Origin of the sequence: Saccharopolyspora flava, from assembly GCF_900116135.1 — a bacterium.
In the GTDB taxonomy this organism is placed as follows: Bacteria; Actinomycetota; Actinomycetes; order Mycobacteriales; family Pseudonocardiaceae; genus Saccharopolyspora; species Saccharopolyspora flava.
Window position 1 is genome coordinate 39,520 of sequence record NZ_FOZX01000009.1, and the last position, 19,627, is coordinate 59,146.

19 protein-coding genes are annotated in these 19,627 nt (G+C 71.7%); 10 read left to right on the forward strand and 9 right to left on the reverse strand.

The features are described 5' to 3' along the window. The first annotated feature begins 15 nt into the window (after positions 1 to 15). Positions 16 to 654, forward strand: a complete 639-nt coding sequence (locus BM424_RS22370) for a class II aldolase/adducin family protein (protein ID WP_093421489.1) — start codon at positions 16 to 18, stop codon at positions 652 to 654. Between the two features lie 8 nt (positions 655 to 662). On the opposite strand, the gene BM424_RS22375 is transcribed toward BM424_RS22370, so the two are convergent. Together BM424_RS22375 and BM424_RS22380 are read right to left on the reverse strand one after the other, a co-directional pair. After that, complete coding sequence (locus tag BM424_RS22375; RefSeq protein WP_093421491.1) at positions 663 to 1,232, reverse strand: TetR/AcrR family transcriptional regulator; 570 nt, start codon at positions 1,230 to 1,232, stop codon at positions 663 to 665. Then, complete coding sequence (locus BM424_RS22380) at positions 1,232 to 2,188, reverse strand: aldo/keto reductase (RefSeq protein WP_093421494.1); 957 nt, start codon at positions 2,186 to 2,188, stop codon at positions 1,232 to 1,234. Before BM424_RS22380 ends, BM424_RS22375 begins: the two co-directional genes overlap by 1 nt. 149 nt (positions 2,189 to 2,337) lie before the next feature. Here BM424_RS22380 and BM424_RS22385 point away from each other — a divergent pair, with 149 nt between their 5' ends. Then, the gene (locus tag BM424_RS22385; RefSeq protein ID WP_093421497.1) at positions 2,338 to 3,669 is read left to right on the forward strand and encodes a GNAT family N-acetyltransferase; all 1,332 of its coding nucleotides are present in this window, start codon (positions 2,338 to 2,340) and stop codon (positions 3,667 to 3,669) included. Positions 3,670 to 3,738: 69 nt separating this feature from the next. Here BM424_RS22385 and idi read toward each other — a convergent pair whose 3' ends face one another. Then, entirely contained in the window at positions 3,739 to 4,317 is a 579-nt protein-coding gene (gene idi / locus BM424_RS22390; protein WP_093421499.1) for an isopentenyl-diphosphate Delta-isomerase, read from the reverse strand. A 369-nt stretch (positions 4,318 to 4,686) separates the two neighbouring features. On the opposite strand from idi, the gene BM424_RS22395 reads away from it, so the two are divergent. From BM424_RS22395 to BM424_RS28530, 3 genes are all read left to right on the forward strand, one after another. Continuing rightward, the gene (locus BM424_RS22395; protein ID WP_245776048.1) at positions 4,687 to 5,673 is read left to right on the forward strand and encodes a M28 family metallopeptidase; all 987 of its coding nucleotides are present in this window, start codon (positions 4,687 to 4,689) and stop codon (positions 5,671 to 5,673) included. Positions 5,674 to 5,876: 203 nt separating this feature from the next. Next, positions 5,877 to 6,182, forward strand: a complete 306-nt coding sequence (locus BM424_RS22400) for a (2Fe-2S)-binding protein (protein ID WP_245776049.1) — start codon at positions 5,877 to 5,879, stop codon at positions 6,180 to 6,182. Then, entirely contained in the window at positions 6,179 to 7,471 is a 1,293-nt protein-coding gene (locus tag BM424_RS28530; RefSeq protein WP_139274134.1) for an FAD-dependent oxidoreductase, read from the forward strand. Before BM424_RS22400 ends, BM424_RS28530 begins: the two co-directional genes overlap by 4 nt. Here the strand turns inward: BM424_RS28530 and BM424_RS28535 are convergent. From BM424_RS28535 to BM424_RS22420, 4 genes are all read right to left on the reverse strand, one after another. Continuing rightward, positions 7,461 to 9,032, reverse strand: coding sequence for a phospholipase C (locus BM424_RS28535; protein ID WP_425442052.1), 1,572 nt, complete (start codon positions 9,030 to 9,032; stop codon positions 7,461 to 7,463). The genes BM424_RS28530 and BM424_RS28535 overlap by 11 nt on opposite strands. A gap of 41 nt (positions 9,033 to 9,073) precedes the next feature. Then, positions 9,074 to 10,285, reverse strand: coding sequence for a Dyp-type peroxidase (locus tag BM424_RS22410; RefSeq protein ID WP_093421960.1), 1,212 nt, complete (start codon positions 10,283 to 10,285; stop codon positions 9,074 to 9,076). After that, positions 10,282 to 11,358, reverse strand: coding sequence for an EfeM/EfeO family lipoprotein (locus BM424_RS22415; RefSeq protein WP_245776050.1), 1,077 nt, complete (start codon positions 11,356 to 11,358; stop codon positions 10,282 to 10,284). The genes BM424_RS22410 and BM424_RS22415 overlap by 4 nt, the downstream gene beginning before the upstream one ends. 270 nt (positions 11,359 to 11,628) lie before the next feature. Continuing rightward, positions 11,629 to 13,188 (reverse strand): aldehyde dehydrogenase family protein, encoded by a 1,560-nt coding sequence (locus BM424_RS22420; RefSeq protein WP_093421509.1) that lies wholly within the window; start codon positions 13,186 to 13,188, stop codon positions 11,629 to 11,631. 330 nt (positions 13,189 to 13,518) lie between these two features. Between BM424_RS22420 and BM424_RS22425 the strand changes: the two genes are divergently transcribed. Continuing rightward, on the forward strand, positions 13,519 to 14,364 hold the full coding sequence (locus BM424_RS22425; RefSeq protein ID WP_093421511.1) for an SGNH/GDSL hydrolase family protein: 846 nt from the start codon (positions 13,519 to 13,521) through the stop codon (positions 14,362 to 14,364). A 103-nt stretch (positions 14,365 to 14,467) separates the two neighbouring features. Here the strand turns inward: BM424_RS22425 and BM424_RS22430 are convergent, their stop codons facing one another. Beyond that, positions 14,468 to 15,241: an SDR family oxidoreductase gene (locus BM424_RS22430; protein WP_093421514.1), complete on the reverse strand. Its 774-nt coding sequence runs from the start codon at positions 15,239 to 15,241 to the stop codon at positions 14,468 to 14,470. Further along, on the reverse strand, positions 15,242 to 16,147 hold the full coding sequence (locus tag BM424_RS22435; protein WP_093421516.1) for a dihydrodipicolinate synthase family protein: 906 nt from the start codon (positions 16,145 to 16,147) through the stop codon (positions 15,242 to 15,244). Positions 16,148 to 16,670: 523 nt separating this feature from the next. Here BM424_RS22435 and BM424_RS22440 point away from each other — a divergent pair. The 4 genes from BM424_RS22440 to BM424_RS22455 all read left to right on the forward strand — a co-directional run bounded on the left by BM424_RS22440 (position 16,671) and on the right by BM424_RS22455 (position 19,537). Next, the gene (locus BM424_RS22440; protein ID WP_093421519.1) at positions 16,671 to 17,771 is read left to right on the forward strand and encodes a J domain-containing protein; all 1,101 of its coding nucleotides are present in this window, start codon (positions 16,671 to 16,673) and stop codon (positions 17,769 to 17,771) included. A 132-nt stretch (positions 17,772 to 17,903) separates the two neighbouring features. After that, positions 17,904 to 18,308: a DoxX family protein gene (locus BM424_RS22445; RefSeq protein ID WP_093421521.1), complete on the forward strand. Its 405-nt coding sequence runs from the start codon at positions 17,904 to 17,906 to the stop codon at positions 18,306 to 18,308. A gap of 65 nt (positions 18,309 to 18,373) precedes the next feature. After that, positions 18,374 to 18,766 (forward strand): VOC family protein, encoded by a 393-nt coding sequence (locus BM424_RS22450; protein ID WP_093421524.1) that lies wholly within the window; start codon positions 18,374 to 18,376, stop codon positions 18,764 to 18,766. Positions 18,767 to 18,853: 87 nt separating this feature from the next. After that, the gene (locus tag BM424_RS22455) at positions 18,854 to 19,537 is read left to right on the forward strand and encodes a dienelactone hydrolase family protein (RefSeq protein ID WP_217649797.1); all 684 of its coding nucleotides are present in this window, start codon (positions 18,854 to 18,856) and stop codon (positions 19,535 to 19,537) included. Positions 19,538 to 19,627: the final 90 nt, after the last annotated feature.

A 19,627-nucleotide genomic window follows, 5' to 3' on the forward strand; every position in this document is an offset into this window, starting at 1 on the left:
GGGAGGGGATGAGCGGTGCGGCTGGCCGACGAGCGCGACGAGGTCATCGACATCGCCCGGCGGATGACCTCCGACCGGCTGGTGGTGGGGACCTCCGGCAACGTGTCCGTGCGCAGCGGTGACCTGGTCGCCGTGACGCCCTCGGGCGTGGACTACGACCGGCTGCGCCCGGCCGACATCCCGCTGGTGGACCTCAGCGGTGAGATCGTCGACGGCGAGCTCAAGCCGACCTCCGAGCTGCCGATGCACCTGACCGCCTACACCGAGCACGACGCGGGCGCGGTGGTGCACACCCACTCGCTGCACGCCACCGCCCTGTCGCTGCTGCGCGACGAGGTGCCCGCCGTGCACTACCAGCTGGCCGACTACGGCGGCGCGGTGCGCGTCGCCGACTACGCCACCTTCGGCACCCCGGAGCTGGCGCGGTCGATGTCGGAGGCGCTGCGCGACCGCACCGGCTGCATCCTGCGTAACCACGGCACGGTCACCCTCGGCGACACCCTCACCAAGGCCTACAACCGCGCCCGCCAGCTCGAGTGGTTGTGCGAGCTCTGGCTCACCGCGGCCAAGCTCGGCGACCCCGCGCTGCTCCCGGACGCCGAGCTCGCCCACTGCGCCACCCTCTTCGCCGGCTACGGCCAAACTCCCCGCTGACCCGCGCGCTAGGTGCGCAACCCGGCGAGGACGAGGTCGCAGACGGCGGCCAGCCGCGCCTCGGTCCCAGGACGGGACCAGTGGGTCGCGTGGGCGGGGTGGTGGAAGACGGCCGTGGCGTCGAACACCGCGCGTGCGGTCGCTTCCGGGTCTCCGGCGGCGAAGGCGCCGCTGGAGACACCGTCGGTGATGATGCCGGTGAGCTGAGCGAGGAGATCGGCGACGTGCTCGGACGGCGCCGAGCCGCTCTCCGCGGCCAGCAGGCCGAATGTGGCGAACAGCTCCGAATCCTCGTCGACCGCGGCCCGCTTCACCTCGAACAGCGCGGTCAACCACGACCGCAGCCGGTCCGCCGGCGGCTGTGCGGACCGCGTGATCTCCGCGAGCTCATCGCGGGCGTTTCCGAGCCAGCGGCGGACGACGGCCTCGCGCAAGTCGGACTTGGAGGCGAAGTGCCTGTAGACCGCGGCGTGGCTCACCCCGAGTTCGCGCGCGACGTCGACGACGTTGGCCTTCGCCGGGCCGTGGCGACGCAGCACGCGCTCGGTCGCGGTCAGGACGGTGTCGCGATCGAGCATCAGCGCTCGCTGTCCAGCGACGCCATCAGCGGAGCCGCGTAGCGTTCGCCGGCCACGGCCGCTTGGGGGACGGCTTCGTCGATCGCTGCGAGTTCGCCCGGGGACAGGGCGAGCGCGGCCGCGGCGACGGCCTCGGGAACGCGGGAGGGGCGGCTAGCGCCGACCAGCGCGACGAGATCTCCTCCGCGCGCCAGCACCCATGCGATGGCGAGCTGCGCCACGGTCACGTCGTGCGCGTCGGCGATCGGGCGAAGCCGCTCGACCAGCGCGAGGTTCGCGGGCAGGTTCTCCGGGTGCAAGCGGGGCAGATGCTGCGGTGCCGGTCCGCCTGCGCGGAAAGATCCGGTCAGCAGGCCGTGCGCGAGCACGCCGTAGGCCGTGACACCGATGCCCAGCTCTCGGCAGGTCGGGAGCACCGCCCTCTCCGGGCCGCGGCTGAAGATCGAGTACTCGATCTGCACGTCCGCGATCGGGTGCACCGCGTGCGCGCGTCGGATCGTGTCGGGCCCGACTTCCGACAGGCCGATGTGCCGCACCCACCCGGCCTCGACGAGCTCGGCGATCGCTCCGACCGTGTCCTCGATCGGGACGGTGGGATCCAGCCGTGCCGGTCGGTAGACGTCGACGTGATCCGTGCCGAGCCGCTGCAGCGAATAGGCGAGGAAGTTCTTCACGTGCGCCGGGCGGCCCTCGATTCCGAGGAACCGGCCTCGCGGATCGCGCAGCGAACCGAATTTCACGCTCAGCTGCACGGCGTCGCGATCAATCGGCCGGAGGGCTTCGCGGAGCAGTTCCTCGCTCAGCCCGGAGCCGTAGAAGTCCCCCGTGTCCAGGAACGTCATGCCGTCGTTCACCGCGGCGCGCACGGTATCGATCGCCTCCTGGCCTGCCGTCAGGCCGCCGGCGCCGAAGCCGACCGCCGGAACCGACAGGGAACCGAGCGTGCTCATCCGCATGGGGAGACCGTAGCGAACCGATGACAGATTTCAAAATCTGTAACCTTGCCTCGAACTCGACGATGCCCCCGGGGATGTGATGTTCGGGTGTTAACCCCGGTGTGATGTGGGTTCGTCCGGGGGAAACGTGGTGGCGGAAGCATGGGGGCATGACTTCCAGCGAGCACCGCCGAGCGCACGGGGACTGGACCCGCGAGATCGTCGAACTGGCCGTGCTGTTCCTGGTGGCGGGCGCGGCGAACCTGGTCGTCACCGGGGTGCGCAGCCACTCCGGTGCGACGTTGCTGCTGCTGACCATCGGCGCGGCGCTGATGGTGATCGCGGCCGTGCGGTGGTGGTCGCGTCGCGCGGCCGCGCCTCGCACGCCCGACGCCGCCCACGCCGACGCGTCCGGGAGCTCGGAGTCGGACTCGCTCGATCCCGCCTCGCCGGAGGCCGTGTTCGTGCCGCAGCACCTGTGGCGGCTGCGGGCGCGGGTGACCGACACGCCCGGGCGGCTGGCGAAGCTCGCCGGGGCGCTGGCCGGGCTCGGCGGGGACATCCGCACCATGCAGGTGCACCCGGTCGCCGACGGCGCCGTGGACGAGGTGCTGCTGCACGTGCCCGCGCACGTCCGCCACGCCGACCTGGTCGCGGCCGTGGAGGAGGCCGGCGGTTACGACGTGACCGCCGCGCGGGCCGACGTCCACGAGCTCGACGACGTGCCCACCCGCACCGCCCACCTCGCCAACGACCTGGTCAACGGCCGGACGGACCTGGTGCGCGGACTCCGCTCGCTGCTCGGGTCCGTCGAGGTGCGCTGGCAGGAGGAGGCCGAGCCCGTCGCCGAGGCCTTCAGCGAAACCGCGATGCGGCTGGCCGAACCCGGTGGTGGGGAGCTCCTGCTGACCCGTCCCGGCGGGGAGTTCACCCCCGCTGAGTTCGCCCGCGCTCGCGCCCTGGTCGACCTGGCGATCAGCTGCCGCGCTCGCCTCCGCCCGGTGGAGCGGACCGCGACCACGCGCAGCGGCGTCCAGCTGACCGTGCGCCCGGCCGACCGCGACGACATCGAGCTGGTCGCCGAGTTCCACGAGCGCTGCTCCAGCGCCGCCCGGTTCCGCCGCTACTTCAGCCCCGGCCCCGCGCCGGGCGAGCGCGGACTGCGCAGGCTGCTCACCCCGGCCCTGGGGCGGTCGCTGCTGGCGCTGAGCCCGGACGGCGAGGTCGTCGGCATGGGCAACCTGATGTACGACGGCGACACCGGCGAGCTGGCGCTGCTGGTGCGCGACGACTGGCAGCGCCGAGGCGTGGGCACCGCGCTGGCCGACCAGATCGTGCGGGAGGCCGCCGAGCTGGGCATCACGACGCTCACCGCCAACACCCACGTCGACAACACCGCGATCGCCCGCACCCTGCGCGGCGCCGGGCTCAAGCTCGTCGGCGCCCCCGAACCCGGCGAGTGGAGCTGGGCACGCGATCTCACCCAGGCGGCGGCGAAGTAGCCCAGCAGACGCACGACAGCCCCGGATTCACCGGAATCCGGGGCTGTCGAGCGCTTTTTCGGGGACCGATCAGGCCACGTGCGCGGCGGGCGGCAGGTTCGCCGGGTCGCCCACGGGCCACTGCGCCGGTTCCGCGCCGAGCTCGGTGAGCTCGCGGACCTGCAGCGCGCACCACGGCGACACCTCGGTGTCGCCGGCGAGCACACCGGTGCTGAACTCCTTCCACTGCACCCAGCGGGTCTCGGCGACCTCGTCGGCGTTGGGGTGCGGGGTGCTGTCGGTGAAAGCGACGAACACCGGGCACATCTCGTTCTCGGCGACGCCGTTGTCCATCGTGGCGCGGTAGCGGAACGCGGGCAGCGCCAGTTCGAGGCCGCGCACGGTCAGGCCGAGCTCCTCGCCGAGGCGCCGGGTGATGGCCGCCTTCATCTCCTCCTCGGGAGCGGGGTGGCCGCAGCAGGTGTTGGTCCACACGCTGGGGAAGGTCTTCTTGTGGTGAGCCCGCTGGGTCAGCAGGAATTCGCCGCGGTCGTTGAACACGTAGCAGGAGAACGCCAGGTGCAGCGGCGTCTCCTGGTGGTGCACGGTCGCCTTGTCCTCGACGTCAATGGCCTGACCTGCCTCGTCGAGCAGGACCACCTGTTCCACGTGCGGTACCTCCCTGGGAACGCGGGAAAATGATCTTCAACCGAAGTGGGGACCCTATCCAGTCCTGGCGGCGCCTGCCACGCCGGACCGACCGGCCTGACCGCCAGGGTCCTCGGCCACGACGCCGTGACCAGGTGCTCGTCCAGCTTGCCTCAGCGGAGCCGCGAGAACAACGCGAGGCGATCGGCACCGAATCCCCCGAACGGCCCAAGCGGGCGCGCGTGTCGTGAGATCCGCCCGGAGAACGGGAAAAACGCGTTGTCCCGGCGACTTTTGGTCAAAACGGTCTTCACCCGGATGTCCGCCGATACCTTCGCCGTGCGACTACGAGATCGATTGAGATCGGACCTCGACGAAGGGGATCGCGCGATGCCTGATCGACCGATGCTCGCCACCGCCGCGGCTCTGGCCGCGGCCGCGGCGCTGGTGCTGCCCACCGCGGCGCTCGCCGATAACACCACCCAGGCCGCACCGCGCGCGGGAGTCCTGGCGGTGCAGGACCACCTCCAGGAGCTGCAGAACATCGCCGGAGCCCACAACGGCAACCGGGCCTCCGGCACGCCCGGCTACCAGGCGTCCCTGGACTACATCAAGGGCAAGCTCGACGAGGCCGGGTTCACCACCCAGGTACAGGAGTTCCCGTCCCTGGCCGGCACCACCTACAACCTCATCGCCGACAGCCCCGGCGGCGACGCCAACAACGTCGTCATGTTCGGCGCCCACCTCGACAGCGTCGGCGAGGGCCCCGGGATCAACGACAACGGCACCGGCTCGGCCGCGATCCTGCAGGCCGCGCTGGACTACGCGGCCGGTGGTGAGACGCCGACCAACAAGCTCCGCTTCGCCTTCTGGGGCGCCGAGGAGGAAGGCCTGGTCGGGTCCACCCACTACGTGGAGACGCTGCCGGAGGCCGACCGCGACAAGATCGCCGCCTACCTCAACTTCGACATGGTCGGCTCGCCCAACGCCGGGTACTTCACCTACGACGGCGACGACTCCGACGGCGTCGGAGCCGGACCGGGCCCCGAGGGGTCGGCGCAGATCGAGAAGCTGCTCAACGACTCCCTGGCCGCGGCCGGTGCCCCGGCGGAGGGGACCGACTTCGACGGTCGCTCCGACTACGGCCCGTTCATCGAGGTCGGCATCCCGGCGGGCGGCACCTTCACCGGTGCCGAGGAGACCAAGAGCCCCGAGCAGGCCGAGAAGTGGGGCGGGCAGGCCGGTGAGGCGTTCGACGCCTGCTACCACCAGTCCTGCGACACCCTCGACAACGTCGACACCCAGGCGCTGGAGCGCAACTTCGCGGCCATCAGCAACGCGGTCACGACCTACGCCGCGCAGTTCCCCCAGCCCTAGACCATCGGGAGAGGGAAAGAGGTCGTCCCCGGCAGCCGCTGCAGCGCAGGCGGTGGCTGCCGGGGACGACTGTTCCGCCCGGTCAGCTCACTCCTCAGTCCCACGTCTGACGGGCCTACACCGATGGATTGATGCGCGATCACGGCTGGGGCAGTTCAATTTCCGGCGTCGGAGTCGTTTCTCGCGCCGGGAGGTGGCGGCCGTTGACCGGACCGTACCTGCTGCCCGCCCACCTGGACCCCGCGCGGCCCCGGCACAGGACCGGGTTCGCCGTCGAGGTCGACGGCCGCCGGGTCGCCGCGCGTGCCGGGCAGACCGTCGCCGCCGTGCTGATGTCGCTCGGCGTGACCAGCTGGCGCGGGCCGGACCGCAGACGCGGCCTGTTCTGCGGGATCGGCGTGTGCTCGGAGTGCCTGCTGGTGGTCAACGGGACTCCGGACGTGCGGGCCTGCCTGCGCGAGGTCGAACCCGGCGACGTCATCAGCACGCGGGAACCGGGGACGCGATGAGCGTCGTGGTCGTCGGTGCCGGTCCCGCCGGCATGACCGCCGCGCTGCGCGCCGCCCGCGCCGGTGCCGACGTGCTGCTCATCGACCCCGCGCGCTCCCTGGGCGGGCAGTACCACCTGGCGCCCCCGGTGGAGTTCGGCGTCGCGCCACGTCGTCCCCGCCGCGACCAGCGCGCGTTCGCGGTCCTGGACCAGCAGATCCGCACCCACCCGCGCATCCGCCGTCTCGCGGGCACCGTCCGCTCGCTGGACGGGCGCACCGTCCACGTCCACGACGGCGAGACCATGCGGACAGCGCGGGCCGACGCGCTCGTGCTGGCCACCGGCGCCCACGACCGGGTGCTGCCGTTCCCCGGCTGGGAACTGCCCGGCGTGTTCACCGCCGGGGCCGCGCAGGCGCTGGCCAAGGGGCAGCGGATCGCCGTGGGCAGCCGGGTGCTGGTCGCCGGGGCGGGGCCGATGCTGCTGCCGGTGACCGAGTCGCTGCTGGAGGTCGGCGCCGAGGTGGTGGCCGTGCTCGACGCGGGCAGCGCGGGCGCGTGGCTGCGGCGCGCGCCGACTCTGGCCGGGCAGTGGGACAAGCTCGCCGGGTTCGCCGGATACCTGCGCAGGCTCGTCGGCAGCACGCAGTTCCGCACGCGCGCGGGCGTGGTGGAAGCGCGCGGCGAGGAACGGGTGCGCGAGGCCGTCGTCGCCAAGCTCGACGCGCGCTGGCGCCCGGTGCCGGGCACCCGCCGCCGCATCGCCGTCGACGCGATCTGCGTCGCCCACGGCCTGGTGCCCAGGCTCGAACTCGCCCACGCCGCGGGCTGCGACCTCCAGAACGGGTTCGTGCGGGTCGACGCCACCCAGCGCACCTCGGTCCCGTGGGTGTTCGCGGCGGGCGAGACCACCGGGATCGCCGGAGCCCGGGCCGCAGCCGCCGAAGGCGCCGTCGCCGGGCTCGCCGCCGCCGTCGAAGTCGGTGCCGCGACCTGGGGATCGGTCGAAAGACAGCTCCGCCGAGCGGAACTCGTCGTCCGATGTGGACGCAGGTTCGGCCGCGCGATGGCTTCGGCGACCCGCATCGGCGAGGACTGGAACGCCTGGCTCACCCCGCAGACCCTGGTGTGCCGCTGCGAGGAGGTGCCCTACCAGGCGTTCCGGGACGGCGTGCAGGGCCGGACCCGGCAGGACGAGGGCGACGCGCGGTCGCTGAAACCGTCCTGCCGAGTCGGGGTCGGCCGCTGCCAGGGCCGCATGTGCGGCCGCAACGCCGAGGAGCTCGCCGAGAACCTGCTCAGGGGCTGACCGCGCCCGTCGCCGGGTCCAGCCGCAGCGGCTCCGGGTGCGGGGGAGCGGTGAAGTCGAGCATCCCGGTGATCGGGTTCGCCCTGGTGTCCCAGGAGTTCTCGCCGATCCGACCCAGGCGCCAGTTGTCCTCGATGAAGCGCAGCACCGAGCCCTGGTCGGTGAGCGTGTGGTCGACGTGGTTCTGCTTGCTGTACGGCGAGATCACCAGCAGCGGCAGCCGGGGCCCGTAGCCGCAGCGGTCCTGCTGGCCACCCATGACCGGGGTGCCGCCGCAGACGCCGGGCACGTCCTCGGCCGGGTCGGCCGAACCGTTGATCTTCGGCGGGGCCACGTGGTCGTACCAGCCGTCGGAGTCGTCGTAGGCGATGACGATCGCCGTCGAAGCCCAGTCCCGGGAGTGCTGGATCCGGTTGATCTCGTCGACGATGAAGCGCTGCTCGTCCAGCGGATCGGAGTTGCCCGCGTGCCCGTCCTGCGCCTTCGGCGGCTTGAGGTAGCTGACCGCGGGCAGGTTCCCCGCGTCGAGCGCGTCGTGGAAGTCGCTCATGTCGTACTGGTGGTTGGCCTGATCGGTGTGCCCGATGGCCTGCACCGAGCTCGGCGGCAGGTGCTTCGGGTTCGCCGTCGACTCGTAGTACTGGAACGGCTCGTGGTGCGGGCTGTAGTCCACCTGGGACTGCCCGCCGACGTTCGGCCGCGCTGCGTCGCAGACCGCGTGCCCGTCGGACTGGCCGGTCGGCCGGAAACCGCTCTGGAACCAGCCCCAGGTCACCTGGCGGTCGTTGAGCAGATCACCGACGTTGCGGCCCTGCATCCGGGCCAGGTTGTCGTCGCCGGTGAGGTTGTTGTTGGAGCACTCGTCGAACAGCGGATCCGGGTCCTCGATGAGCGTGCCCACCTGGCGGCGGTCCGGGGAGGCCACGTTCTCCGCGTCGGCGACCGGCTCGTGGCTGTGCGCGTCGACGGCCTGCGCGCCGTGGGTCTGCCCCGAGACCAGGTTGATCGCGCCCGGAGTCGACGGCCCGTAGGTCGAGTCGAAGGAGTTGTCGCTCATCGCGTAGTGCTGGGCGTAGTTCCACATCGCGGTGACCGTGTTGCCGTCGAAGTAGTCCATGACCAGACCCGGCTCGCCGAACAGCACCGGCTGGCCGGTGCAGCGGTCGTGCTCGGTGTGCTCGACGAAGCGGTCCATCTTCCCGTCGTCGACGGCCTTCTGCTCCGACGAGTACTTGTGGTCCTGGTCGCAGGTCAGCGCGTGCTCGGGACCGAGTCGTTTCGGCTGGTAGGCGTTGGGGTTGTGGTGCAGCAGGTCGTCGTTGAGCCCGTTGACCGCCGGGGTTCCCGGGGCCGGTGTGAACGGGGTGCCGTCGGTGTTGGCGGCGTTCGGGTACGTCCCGAAGTAGTGGTCGAAGGAGATGTTCTCCGGGAAGATCACCACCACGTGCTGGATCGGCGTGGCGGTCTGGGTGACCGGCTGCGCGGCGGGCGTCGCCGAACAGCCCGCCGCCACCACGCCGGCCAGCCCGAGGGCGGCGAGCTTCAGCGGTTTCGCGGACACGAGCGTTCTCCCCTCACCGGGTCCGTGCTCAGGACCCGGGTTCATAGGTCGGCCAGCAGGGAGCGGCCGAGGTGATCGGACTCGTCGCGCACCCCGGGCAGCGCGAAGAAGTAGCCGCCGCCGAACGGTGCGATGTAGTCGGTGAGCGGCTCGTCGACGAGCCGGGTCTGCACCTGCTCGAACTGCCGAGCCGGGTCCTGCTGGAAGCAGGTGAAGACCAGGCCCATGTCGAGGTCACCGACCTCGTCGATGCCCCGGTCGTAGTTGTAGCTGCGGCGCAGGATCCGGTGGGCGTCGGTGTCCGGGGTGCGCGGGTTGGCCATGCGGATGTGGCTGGACAGCGGGACCACCGCGCCCGCGGGGTCCAGGCGGTAGTCCGGGGCGTCGGCTTCGCGGGAACCGTCCAGCGGGGCGCCGGAATCGCGTCGCCTGCCGAAGATGAGCTCCTGCTCGTTGACCGAGATCCGGTCCCAGAACTCCACCAGCATGCGGATCAGCCGGATCACCTGGTAGCTGCCGCCGGCCGTCCACTCCGGCTCAGGACGGGCCCAGACCAGCCGGTCCATCTCGGCGGAGTCGGCGGGATCGGGGTTGGCGGTGCCGTCCTTGAAACCCATCAGGTTGCGCGGTGCCCCGTCGGGGCGCGGGGGAGAGGTGAACCCGTCCACCCGCCACCGCAGCTGCATCCCGCCCCGGGTGTGCCGGGCGAGGTCGCGCAGCGCGTGCAGGACGGTGTCGGGGTGCTCGGCGGACAGCTGCAGGCTCAGGTCGCCGTGGCACTGGGCGGAGTCGAGGTCGTCGTTGGGGAACTCCCGCATCGGCGTCAGCGCGGCCGGTTTCCGCGCGGCGAGACCGAAGCGCTCGTCGAACAGCGACGCGCCCACGCCGACGACGCTGCGCACGCCCCCGGGCGGTTCCGGGCCCAGCACTCCGGAATCCTCCGGCGGTGCGGTGATCCCCACCGGTGTGGGCGTGCCGCCCGTGGTGAGCCTGCGCAGCCGGTCGGTGAGGGTGCGGAGCAGATCCCGGAGCTCGCCGGGTGTTCCGGCGATGACGTCGAACGCGGCGATCGCGGTGTGCCTGCTGGGCTCGGGCAGGATGCCGTTCTGGTGCCTGCCGTGGAACACCGGCGCGGCTCCCGCGCTGCTCGTCGCCTCGTCGGCGCTCGAACCGGTCGACGCGGCGAGAGTGCCCGCCGCGCCCGCCCCGAGCAGCGTGCCGCGCAGGAACCGGCGGCGGTCGAGGGCGCTCACGGGGTGCGCCTCGGTTCGCACAGCGCCGCGATCGGCGCCAGTCGCTCCAGCGCCTCACCTACGAACCCGTTGAGCCGCTGGCGGTCTCGTCGTGGGAGCGCGTCCAGCGGCGTGCCCCGGTGGCGGTCCAGCTCGTCGCGGACCCGCTGCAGCGCGGCGTCGGTGGCGGGCAGCTCCGGGTAGCGGCCGACCAGCAGCGGGCGCAGCACGTCGAGCACCGCGTAGGTGCCGTCGAGGTTGGCGCGGGCGGTCGCCAGGGTGCTGCCGCTGCCCTGGTCGTTGCGGCCGGTGAGCTCGAACTGCAGCGTGTTCTCCAGGATCTCGTGGGCGCGCAGCCCCAGGTCGAGCGGATCGATCCGCTGCTGCTCGAAGTCCGCGCGCAGCGCCGCGACGTCCTCGGCCAGCCGGTCGGCGACCGGGCCCAGCTCCCGGGGATCCGCACCGGACCACAGGCCTCGTTCGAGCCGGTGGAAACCGGTGTCCTCGCCGTTGATCGCCTCGTCGAAGTCGCCGAAGGCCCCGTAGGCGGCGCCGAGCCGTTCGTAGTCCAGGTGCGCGGTCAGCCACCAGTCCCGGGCTTGCGGGGAGCCCGCGCGCACCGCGCTGCGCAGCCGCTCGGTGTCGGTGACCAGCCCGTCCAGTCCGCCGCGCACGTACTCGCGGTAGCGGCGCAGCGGCTCCAGCAGGTCGTTCTCCGAGACGGGCAAGGCCGAGGGCATCCGCACGACCGGGCCGGCCACCTGCACGGTCGGTCCCGTGACCGGGTCGTGCGCCTCGGGCAGGCAGCGGAAGGCGTACCGGCCACCGCCCAGCACCACCGAGAGGTCGCGCTCGGCGCCCGGCCCCAGCTGATCGACCTCGCCGAACACGACACCGGTCCGCGGATCGACCAGCCGCGCGGTGGCCGCCAGGTTCCCGGTGTTGCGCAGGTGGAAGACCTGGGCGCCGGGGTGCGGCGCGGTCCAGCCCTCACCGCAGTGCGTCCTCGACACCGCGACCGCGGGAACCGGCGCGGGATCGGGAAGTGCCTGGCACGACGCGAGGGTTCCCGCCACGGCCGCGCACGCAGCCACGCGCATCCCCTCGCGCACGATCCCGCCCTTCGGAGTGACGACCAGCGAAAACCGCTTCCGGCGGCAGGAGATTAGGCCGCTCCCGGCATTCCGACAAGGCTCACCGGGGCCTTTGTCGGGCAATCGGACGCAAAGGCGCATTCGCCCCGATTGGCCGTTCTCGCACCGCTGCGCGCTCGCTGCGCGAATCATCCCGAACCGGCGGTGAACTCCGGTGATACGAACGGGGAACCCCGCCGTGGCGGGATTCCCCGTTCGCTCGCGCCGCGATCAGGTCTGCGGATAGCGGTGGTGGCCCGGGAAGTTGCCGTAGAGCTGCTCACCCGGAGGCCCCTGGGTCACCGCGTGCACCAGGTGCCGGCCGCCGACGAACGCGCCCTTCCACGACGCGCCCCGCCCGCCGAACGGCTCGTCCCGGTCACCGCGGGAACGCGGCTTGTTGATGCCCACCTTGAACGCCTGCACGTGCTCGGAGAGCTCCGCGGCGAACGCCTCGTCGTCGCAGGAGAGGGTGGCCACCAAGGCGCCGTTGGAGGCGTTCATCTGCGCGAGGAGCTCGGCCTCGGTGTCGACGACGACGATCGTGTCCACCGGCCCGAACGGCTCCTCGTGCATCAACCGGCTCGCCCCGGGCGGGGCCAGCAGCGTCACCGGGGCCGCGTACGCCGAGACGTCCTGGCCTTCCAGGTAGTGGCCGTGCGCGCGGTCGCCGTGGTGCAGCGGGACCGCGCCGTGCCGCAGCGCCTCGGCGACCCGGCCCTCCAGCTCGGTGGCCTTCGCCGCCGAGATCAGCGGGCCGAAGTCGAGCGCGGGCGGCTCGTCGTTCTCGCCGGCCAGCGGGTGGCCGAAGCGCACCGACTGGACCACCGGCAGGTACGTTGCCAGGAACTTGTCCATCAGCTTGCGCTGCACCACGAACCGCGGGTAGGCGGTGCAGCGCTGCTTGGCGTACTCGAAGCCCTTGCGCAGGTGTGCGCTCAGCCCGTCCCAGTCGGAGAACTCCCACAGGCCCCAGGTGTTGAGGCCCTCCTGCTCCAGCATGTGCCGCTTGCCGGTGTCGACCAGCTGCGCGGCGATCTTGCCGCCGTTGGACCGGCCCCCGACGAAGGCGAGCGCACCGACCTCGGGGGAGCGCACCAGCGGATCGGACAGCGACGAGCCGTCGCCGGAGAGCAGCGTGGCCGGAAGCCCGGCGCGCGCCATCAGCGCGTGGGCGACGGTCAGCGTGACCGCTCCGCCCTGCGTGGGGGTCTTGGCGATGACCGCGTTGCCGGCGAGCAGCTGCACCAGCTCGGCGTGCACCAGCACGCTCATCGGGTAGTTCCAGCTGGCGATGTTGCTGACCGGGCCCGGCAGCGGCTGGCGCTTGAACGGGGCGCCCTCCACGTCCTGGTTGAGCATCTGCTCGGTGTTCTCGGCGTACCAGCGGACGCCGTCGAGGCAGCGGTCGACGTCGGCGCAGGCGAGCTTCCACGGCTTGCCGATCTCCCAGGCGAGCAGCAGCGCCAGGTCGTCGCGGACCCCGGCCATCGCCTCCACGGCGGCGAGCACGGCTTCGCGCCGCTCGTCGTAGGTGGTCCGGGCCCACGACACGTGCGCGCGGGACGCGGCGCGCACGGCGTGCTGGGCGGTGTCGGCGTCGATCTTGGGCAGCTGGGAGAAGATCGTTCCGTCCACCGGGGTCACCTGCGGCGCGGGGGTGCCGACGGCCCGCCAGTCGCCGTCGATGAGGTTGTGGGGCACGCCGTCGCCGATGGCCTCCGGTACCGCGGCGGTGACGCGCGACAGCACTGCCGAAGCGGTGCGGTGATCGGGAACCCGGAGTGTCATACGCCCTCCTCAGAACATGGGGATGGGGTGCCGGGAGGCATAGAACTATGCCACGTCAGGGCGCTCGACGCCTGCTGCAATCGTGCGAATTCGAACAAAACGTACGTGCGTCTTGTGAACCCGTTCAGGGCTCCTCTCGGCCTCGTGCGCGCGCCGGACTGTGGGAAATCCGGGGAAATCGATTCCCGGAATTGTTCCGTTGGCGGATACCACGTCTTCGTTCGGCGTGCCGGGAATGGGGGTTACTGGCGGGTATTCGCCAATTCCTCCTGAATCCGGCGCGGAGTTCCTTGAATGAAGGGGCTTTTCGCGCTCCGAACGGAGGAAAACATGCGCCACGCAAGGTACCTCATCGGTGCGGTGACCGCGTGCACGGTCGCCTCGAGCATGGCCGCCCCGGCCTTCGCCGCGGATTCCCTCGCGGCGGGTTCGCTCTCCGCCAAGAACTCCGGATCCACGACCTCCGCCGCTGAGAACTACGTCGCCCTGGGCGATTCCTACGCCTCGGGAACCGGAACCCGGGACTACTTCGAGGACAGCGGGGACTGCCTGCGAAGCCCCAAGGCCTACCCGCAGTTATGGGCCGACGAGCACGGTGCCGCGTCCTTCGAGTTCGCCGCCTGCTCCGGTGCGGTGACCGACGACGTCAACGCCGACCAGCTCGGTGCGCTCAGCGCCGACACGACCCTGGTCACCATCTCCATCGGTGGCAACGACATCGGCTTCGTCGACGTCGTCACCCGGTGCGTGGCCGGCACCGACGAGGCCTGCGACGGCGCTGTCAGCGAGGCGACCGCCAAGGCCCAGGACGAGCTGCCCGCCAAGCTCGACACGACCTACGCCAACATCCGCGAGGCCGCGCCCAACGCGAAGGTCGTGGTGGTCGGCTACCCGCGCCTCAACGAGATGGGCGACTGCGGAATCCCGTTCTACACCGAGAACAAGCGGCAGCGGATCAACGAGGGCGCCGACGAGCTCGCCTCGGTGATCTCCGACCGCGCCTCGGCCGCCGGGTTCTCCTTCGCGGACCCGCGCGAGGCCTTCTCCGGCCACGGCGTGTGCTCCTCCGAGGAGTGGATCAACGGGCCCAGCAACCCGATCCAGGAGTCGTTCCACCCCAACGTCGACGGGCACGCCAACGCGTACCTGCCGACCCTGGACTCCGTCACCGGCTGACACTCCCGGTGGCGGAACGAGGCGTGCCGCGCGGAGAAATCCCGTCGTTCCGCGCGGCACGCCGCACCCGCGTTCCCGGCTCCGGGTCCAGAGGACCCGGGGATCAGAGCGTGGGGACCAGGCCGCCGTCGCAGCGGATCGCGGTGCCGGTGATGTAGGAGGCGTGCGCGCTGCACAGGAAGGCCGCGGTGGCCCCGAACTCGGCCGGTTGCCCGTAGCGCTTGGCGGGGATCGCCGATTCGCCCCGGGCCCGGACCTCCTCGATCGGCAGCCGCTCCCGCTCCGCCGCGGCGCTGTCCAGCGCCGACAGCCTGTCGGTGGCGATCCGGCCGGGCAGCAGCAGGTTCGCGGTGACGCCCTCGTCGGCCACGTCGATCGACAGGCTCTTGAGGTAGGCCGCCAGGGCGCTGCGACCGATGTTCGACAGCGCGAGGTTCGGAATCGGCGCTTCGACACCGCTGGAGGCGATCGCCAGGATCCGGCCCCACCGGCGCTCGCGCATCCCCGGAAGCACCCCGCCGACCAGCTTCTGGTGCACCAGCAGCAGGTTCTGCACCGCCTCCGCCGTCGACTCCGGATCGACCTCGGAGGCCGTGGCCGGACGCGGACCCGGACCGTTGAGCACCAGCACGTCGATCGGCCCCAGCGCGTCCTGCGCCGCCGACAGCAGGTGCTCGGCACCGCCGGGCGCGGTCAGGTCCACCTCCACGCCGACCGCCTCCGGCAGCTCGGCGGCGATGGCACGCGCTCGCTCACCGCGACGGCCGGAGACCACCACGCGGGCTCCCTCAGCGGCCAGCGCCCGCGCCGTCGCCTCACCCAGACCGCCCGTCGAGGCGCACACCAGGGCGGTGCGCCCGGCGATTCCCAGATCCATTCAGCTCTCCCGGTCGTTCATGTTCTCCACGGCCGCCACGTGCCGGTCCAGTTGCTTGTCCAGGGTTTCGGGCATGCCCGGTGCGGGCGCCCGAACCCCGGAGTCGCTGATCAGGCCCCGGCGCCGCAGGGCCTCCTTGCGGATGGCCAGGCCGATGCGGGCCTGCGCTTCGAAGTTCACCAGCGGCAGGTACCGCAGGTAGGCCTCCAGGGCGGCTTGGTAGCCGCCGCGCCACCACGCGTCCACGCAGGCTTGCAGCCCCTCGGGGAACGAGAAGCCGGTCATCGCACCCGCAGCGCCGGCGGCCAGCTCGTCCAGCAGGCCGACACCGCCGAGCCCGCCGAACACCGGGACCCCGGTGCGCGCGGTCAGCGTCGCGATCGCCGGGGGAGTGGGCGGTGCCTCGGCCTTGATCGCCACCACCGACTCGACCTGCTCGACGGCCTCGGCCAGGTTCAGCGCGCTGATCGCGGTGCCGGTGATGAGCGGGTAGTCCTGGACCACCAGACCGGCGCCGGTCGCGTCGTGCACCGCGCCGAGGTGGCTCGCCAGCAGATCGGGGTCAGCGGTGTTGACCTGCACCATCGCACCGGCCAGCCGGTCGCCGACCACGTCGGTGGCCAGCTCGACCTCCTCGATGACCGGTGCCAGCGAGGTGCTGGAGGCGCCCACCACGACCGGCAGGTCCACGGTGTCCACGACGACCTCGAGGACCGCGCGCTTCTCGGCGGATGACAGCCGCACCGCCTCGCCGAACACGCCCAGCACGGTCAGCCCGGTGACGCCGATGCGGTGGTAGTGCGCGACCAGCTTGGCCAGCGAGGCCACGTCGACGTCCAGTGTGGACTCGGTGAACGGGGTGGCGACCACTCCCCAGACGCCCGGGGCGAGCGGATCCGCGACCATTCGAAAGCCTCCCCCCAGCGGTTCGACCGGCGATCCTATGCACGCCGGATCAGATCGCGTCAAGAACGCCCCGAGGCCGATCGTCGCCTCCGGGCGGCCCGAGCGCCGGTGCGCGCGGAACCGCTCACCGAAGCGGGGCCAGATGTGCCCCACAACGCCGCCACGATCGGCTATGGTGGACGGCGATGCCGGGCGGACCCCGTTCCACCGGGCATCCCACCAGGACTTACGCGGTCGTGCACCGCACAGCAGGCCGAGCCGGTCCCAGGCGCCATCCAGGACCGCGCCCGGCTCCCGGATGGCCAAAAGGGAGGGACGGCCAACGCCGTCTCGGTCATCCGCGTGGAAGAGCCCGCTGGCCAGGCAGGTCAGCGGGTTTTTCGTGTCCGAGCCCGTTCGGACGGGTGGCGCTGGGGTGAAATCCGGCCAGTCGGTTGATCTTGATCTCGCTGCGCGTCCTATCATGACCGGGCTTGTCATTGCAGCTCGTTGTTGCCGCGCGGTCCGGGAGGCGGGGAGGGTAGTGCGCGGGGTCGACTACTACGAACTCCTCGGCGTGGGGAGCGACGCCACACCGGTCGAGATCAAATCGGCGTACCGGACGCTCGCCCGCACCATGCATCCCGACGTGGGCGGGAACGACAACGCGTTCCTGCTCCTGCAGGAGGCCTACGAGACCCTCACCGACCCGGCGCGCCGCGCGTCCTACGACAGCTCCCGGCGCCGGAAGGCCGAGGCCAAGGCGGCGGCCCAGCGTTCCCGGCGGCCGGGCGGCAGCCGGCGCCCCGGCAGCGACCTCGGCGAGGATCCCGACTACGTGCCCCGGATGCCCCGGGTGCGGCTCGACGACCTGGCCTGGTGGGACGTCGTCGACCCGCAGGCGCGGGTGCAGTACCTGCCGGTGCTGGGGCCGGACCGGTGGCCGACGCTGGCGCTGGTCGGCGCCTGGTCGTTGCTGCTGCTGGCGGGGATGGCCGTGGAGCTCAACGCGGCGCTCAGGGCGACCTGGCTGGGGCTGCTCATCGCCTCCGGGGTCGTGATCGTCGTCCTGCTGCGCAAGCACATCTGCGCCCACCGCGAGCACCGGATGTTCACCGCCGAGTTCGGCGACCAGCGCATCTTCGGGCTGCCCGACATCCAGCACGAGCGCGCCCAGCTGCTCACCGCCGAGCTGTGCGCCAAGTACCTCATCCGGTTGCCCGGCGTGCGGGTGTTCCACGGCCTGGCCTCGCCGGACTCGGACTACGAGGACGTCCACCACGCCGTGTTGTGCGGGCGCCGGCTGGTGCTGCTGGAGTCCAAGAGCTGGCTGCCCGGGCACTACACGACCGATGAGAACGGCGAGCTGTGGCGCAACGGGCACCCGTTCCGCGGCGGCGTGACCCGCCTGAACGAGGGCGTGGCGACCTTCGAGGACCTGCTGCCCGAGGTCGAGGTGCGCGGCGCCGTGCTGATCTACCCCAGCAGGGCCGGTGACATCACCACCGTCGAACAGCACGGCGACCAGGTGGTGCCGATGACCCCGGCGCAGTTCGTCAAGGACATCGGGCACTGGCTCGCCCAGGACCCGGTCACCGTCGACCGCGACGTGTTCACCGCGGTCCTCGACCAGCTGGTGGACTGACCGGCCGCACCCCCTCATCACCCCCGAGGCGTCCCGATCCGCTCACGCCGTCGGGCGACCGATGAGTTTCCGGCGCCCGAGGAGTCGATACCTGCGTTCGAACCTCGACGGCGCTTGGGAAGGGTGCATCGGATGACTACGAGTGCGAGCGGAGCCGCGACCTCGCCCCGGCGGGCGGTCGGCATCGGGCTCTGGGTGCTGCAGGTGCTGCTGGCGGCGTTCTTCGTGTTCGCCTCGGTGCCGAAGCTGCTCGGCGACCCGGTCGCGATCCAGATGTTCGACCTGATCGGCTTCGGCCAGTGGTTCCGCTACTTCACCGGCGCCGTCGAACTCCTCGGCGCCATCGGGCTGTTGATCCCGAGGCTGTGCGGGCTCGCGGCGATCGGCCTCGCCCTGGTCATGGTCGGTGCGGTGCTGGCGCAGATCTTCCCGCTCGGCGCCCCGGAGGTGGCCTTGGCGCCGCTGGTCCTCTGCCTGGTGTTCGTGCTCATCGCCTGGGCCCGGCGCGACACCGTCCGGGCCCTCGCCAAGGCCTGACCCGATCGGCCGAGCCCGGCTCGGTCGGTGCCGCGGAAAGCTCTCCCGAATTGGAGTGATCGGTCATGACCATGAAGACCTTCGTCAACCTGCCCGTGAAGGACCTGGACCGGTCGGTGCGGTTCTTCACCGCGCTGGGGTTCACCTTCGACGAGAACTTCACCGACGAGAACGCCACCTGCATGGTGATCAGCGAGGACGCCTACGCCATGCTGCTGGTCGAACCGTTCTTCAAGTCCTTCACCACCAAGGACGTCGCCGACGCGACCAGGACCACCGAGGTCATCACCGCCCTGTCGGCCGACTCGCGCGAGCAGGTCGACGAGATGGTCGCCAAGGCCCGCGCCGCCGGATCACCGCGCATCGGTGAGGTGATGGAGGAGGGCCCGATGTACGGCTCCAACTTCGACGACCCGGACGGACACCACTGGGAGATCTTCCACATGCCCCTCGGCTGAGGGCTGCGATCAGCGGTTCGCGGCGGGATCATGGTGCGGGCTCGAACGGCCCCGTCGAACGGTCACCCGGGACGAAGGAGCACGCGCGTGACGAACCCGCACCAGAACGTCAGCTTCGCCAGCAACGGCCGGACCGCCCACGGGTACCTGGCGACCCCGGAGCGGCCCGGCCCCGGTCTGGTGGTGATCCAGGAGTGGTGGGGGCTGACCGACCACGTCGCCGACGTCGTGAACCGCTTCGCCGCCGAGGGGTTCGTGGCGCTGGCCCCCGACCTCTACGGCGGCCGCACCACGCACGACCCCCAGGAAGCCGCCCGCATGATGCAGGAGCTCCCGGTCGAGCAGGCCGCGCGCGATCTGGCCGGTGCGGTCGACCACCTGCTCGGCCACGACATGGTGACCGGTTCGTCGGTCGGCGCCGTCGGCTTCTGCATGGGCGGGAAGTTCGCCCTGGTCCTGGCCGCTCAGCAAGGTGACCGCATCGGCGCCGTCGTGCCGTTCTACGGGATTCCGCCGGTGGAGACGGACTTCTCGGCGATGACGGCGCCGATGCTCGGCCACTTCGGCGAGTACGACCGCGGCGTCACGGTGGACGCCGTCGGCGAGGTGGCGGACCAGATCAAGAAGCAGACCGACGTCCACCCCCAGATCCACGTCTACGGGGCCGGGCACGCGTTCTTCAACGACCGGAACCCCTCCTCGTACCACGAGGATTCGGCCCGGTTGGCCTGGACGCGGACGCTGGACTTCCTGCGCCGCCACCTCGGCTGAGCTGTTTTCCCACTCTTGAGTTGTCAAGCAGCAGTCGTGCTCCGCAGGGGCGTGCCGGGGGGACCGGTCGCTGCGGCGACCGGCCCCGGG

What these genes read in the sequence shown, in the direction of transcription:
- BM424_RS22435 (WP_093421516.1), bottom strand. Translation starts at nt 16,147, where the DNA reads ATGGTCGCGGATCCGCTCGCCCCGGGCGTCTGGGGAGTGGTCGCCACC.
- BM424_RS22430 (WP_093421514.1), bottom strand. Translation starts at nt 15,241, where the DNA reads ATGGATCTGGGAATCGCCGGGCGCACCGCCCTGGTGTGCGCCTCGACG.
- BM424_RS22450 (WP_093421524.1), top strand. Translation starts at nt 18,374, where the DNA reads ATGACCATGAAGACCTTCGTCAACCTGCCCGTGAAGGACCTGGACCGG.
- BM424_RS22420 (WP_093421509.1), bottom strand. Translation starts at nt 13,188, where the DNA reads ATGACACTCCGGGTTCCCGATCACCGCACCGCTTCGGCAGTGCTGTCG.
- BM424_RS22425 (WP_093421511.1), top strand. Translation starts at nt 13,519, where the DNA reads ATGCGCCACGCAAGGTACCTCATCGGTGCGGTGACCGCGTGCACGGTC.
- BM424_RS22445 (WP_093421521.1), top strand. Translation starts at nt 17,904, where the DNA reads ATGACTACGAGTGCGAGCGGAGCCGCGACCTCGCCCCGGCGGGCGGTC.
- BM424_RS28530 (WP_139274134.1), top strand. Translation starts at nt 6,179, where the DNA reads ATGAGCGTCGTGGTCGTCGGTGCCGGTCCCGCCGGCATGACCGCCGCG.
- BM424_RS22380 (WP_093421494.1), bottom strand. Translation starts at nt 2,188, where the DNA reads ATGCGGATGAGCACGCTCGGTTCCCTGTCGGTTCCGGCGGTCGGCTTC.
- BM424_RS22385 (WP_093421497.1), top strand. Translation starts at nt 2,338, where the DNA reads ATGACTTCCAGCGAGCACCGCCGAGCGCACGGGGACTGGACCCGCGAG.
- BM424_RS22395 (WP_245776048.1), top strand. Translation starts at nt 4,687, where the DNA reads ATGCCTGATCGACCGATGCTCGCCACCGCCGCGGCTCTGGCCGCGGCC.
- BM424_RS22375 (WP_093421491.1), bottom strand. Translation starts at nt 1,232, where the DNA reads ATGCTCGATCGCGACACCGTCCTGACCGCGACCGAGCGCGTGCTGCGT.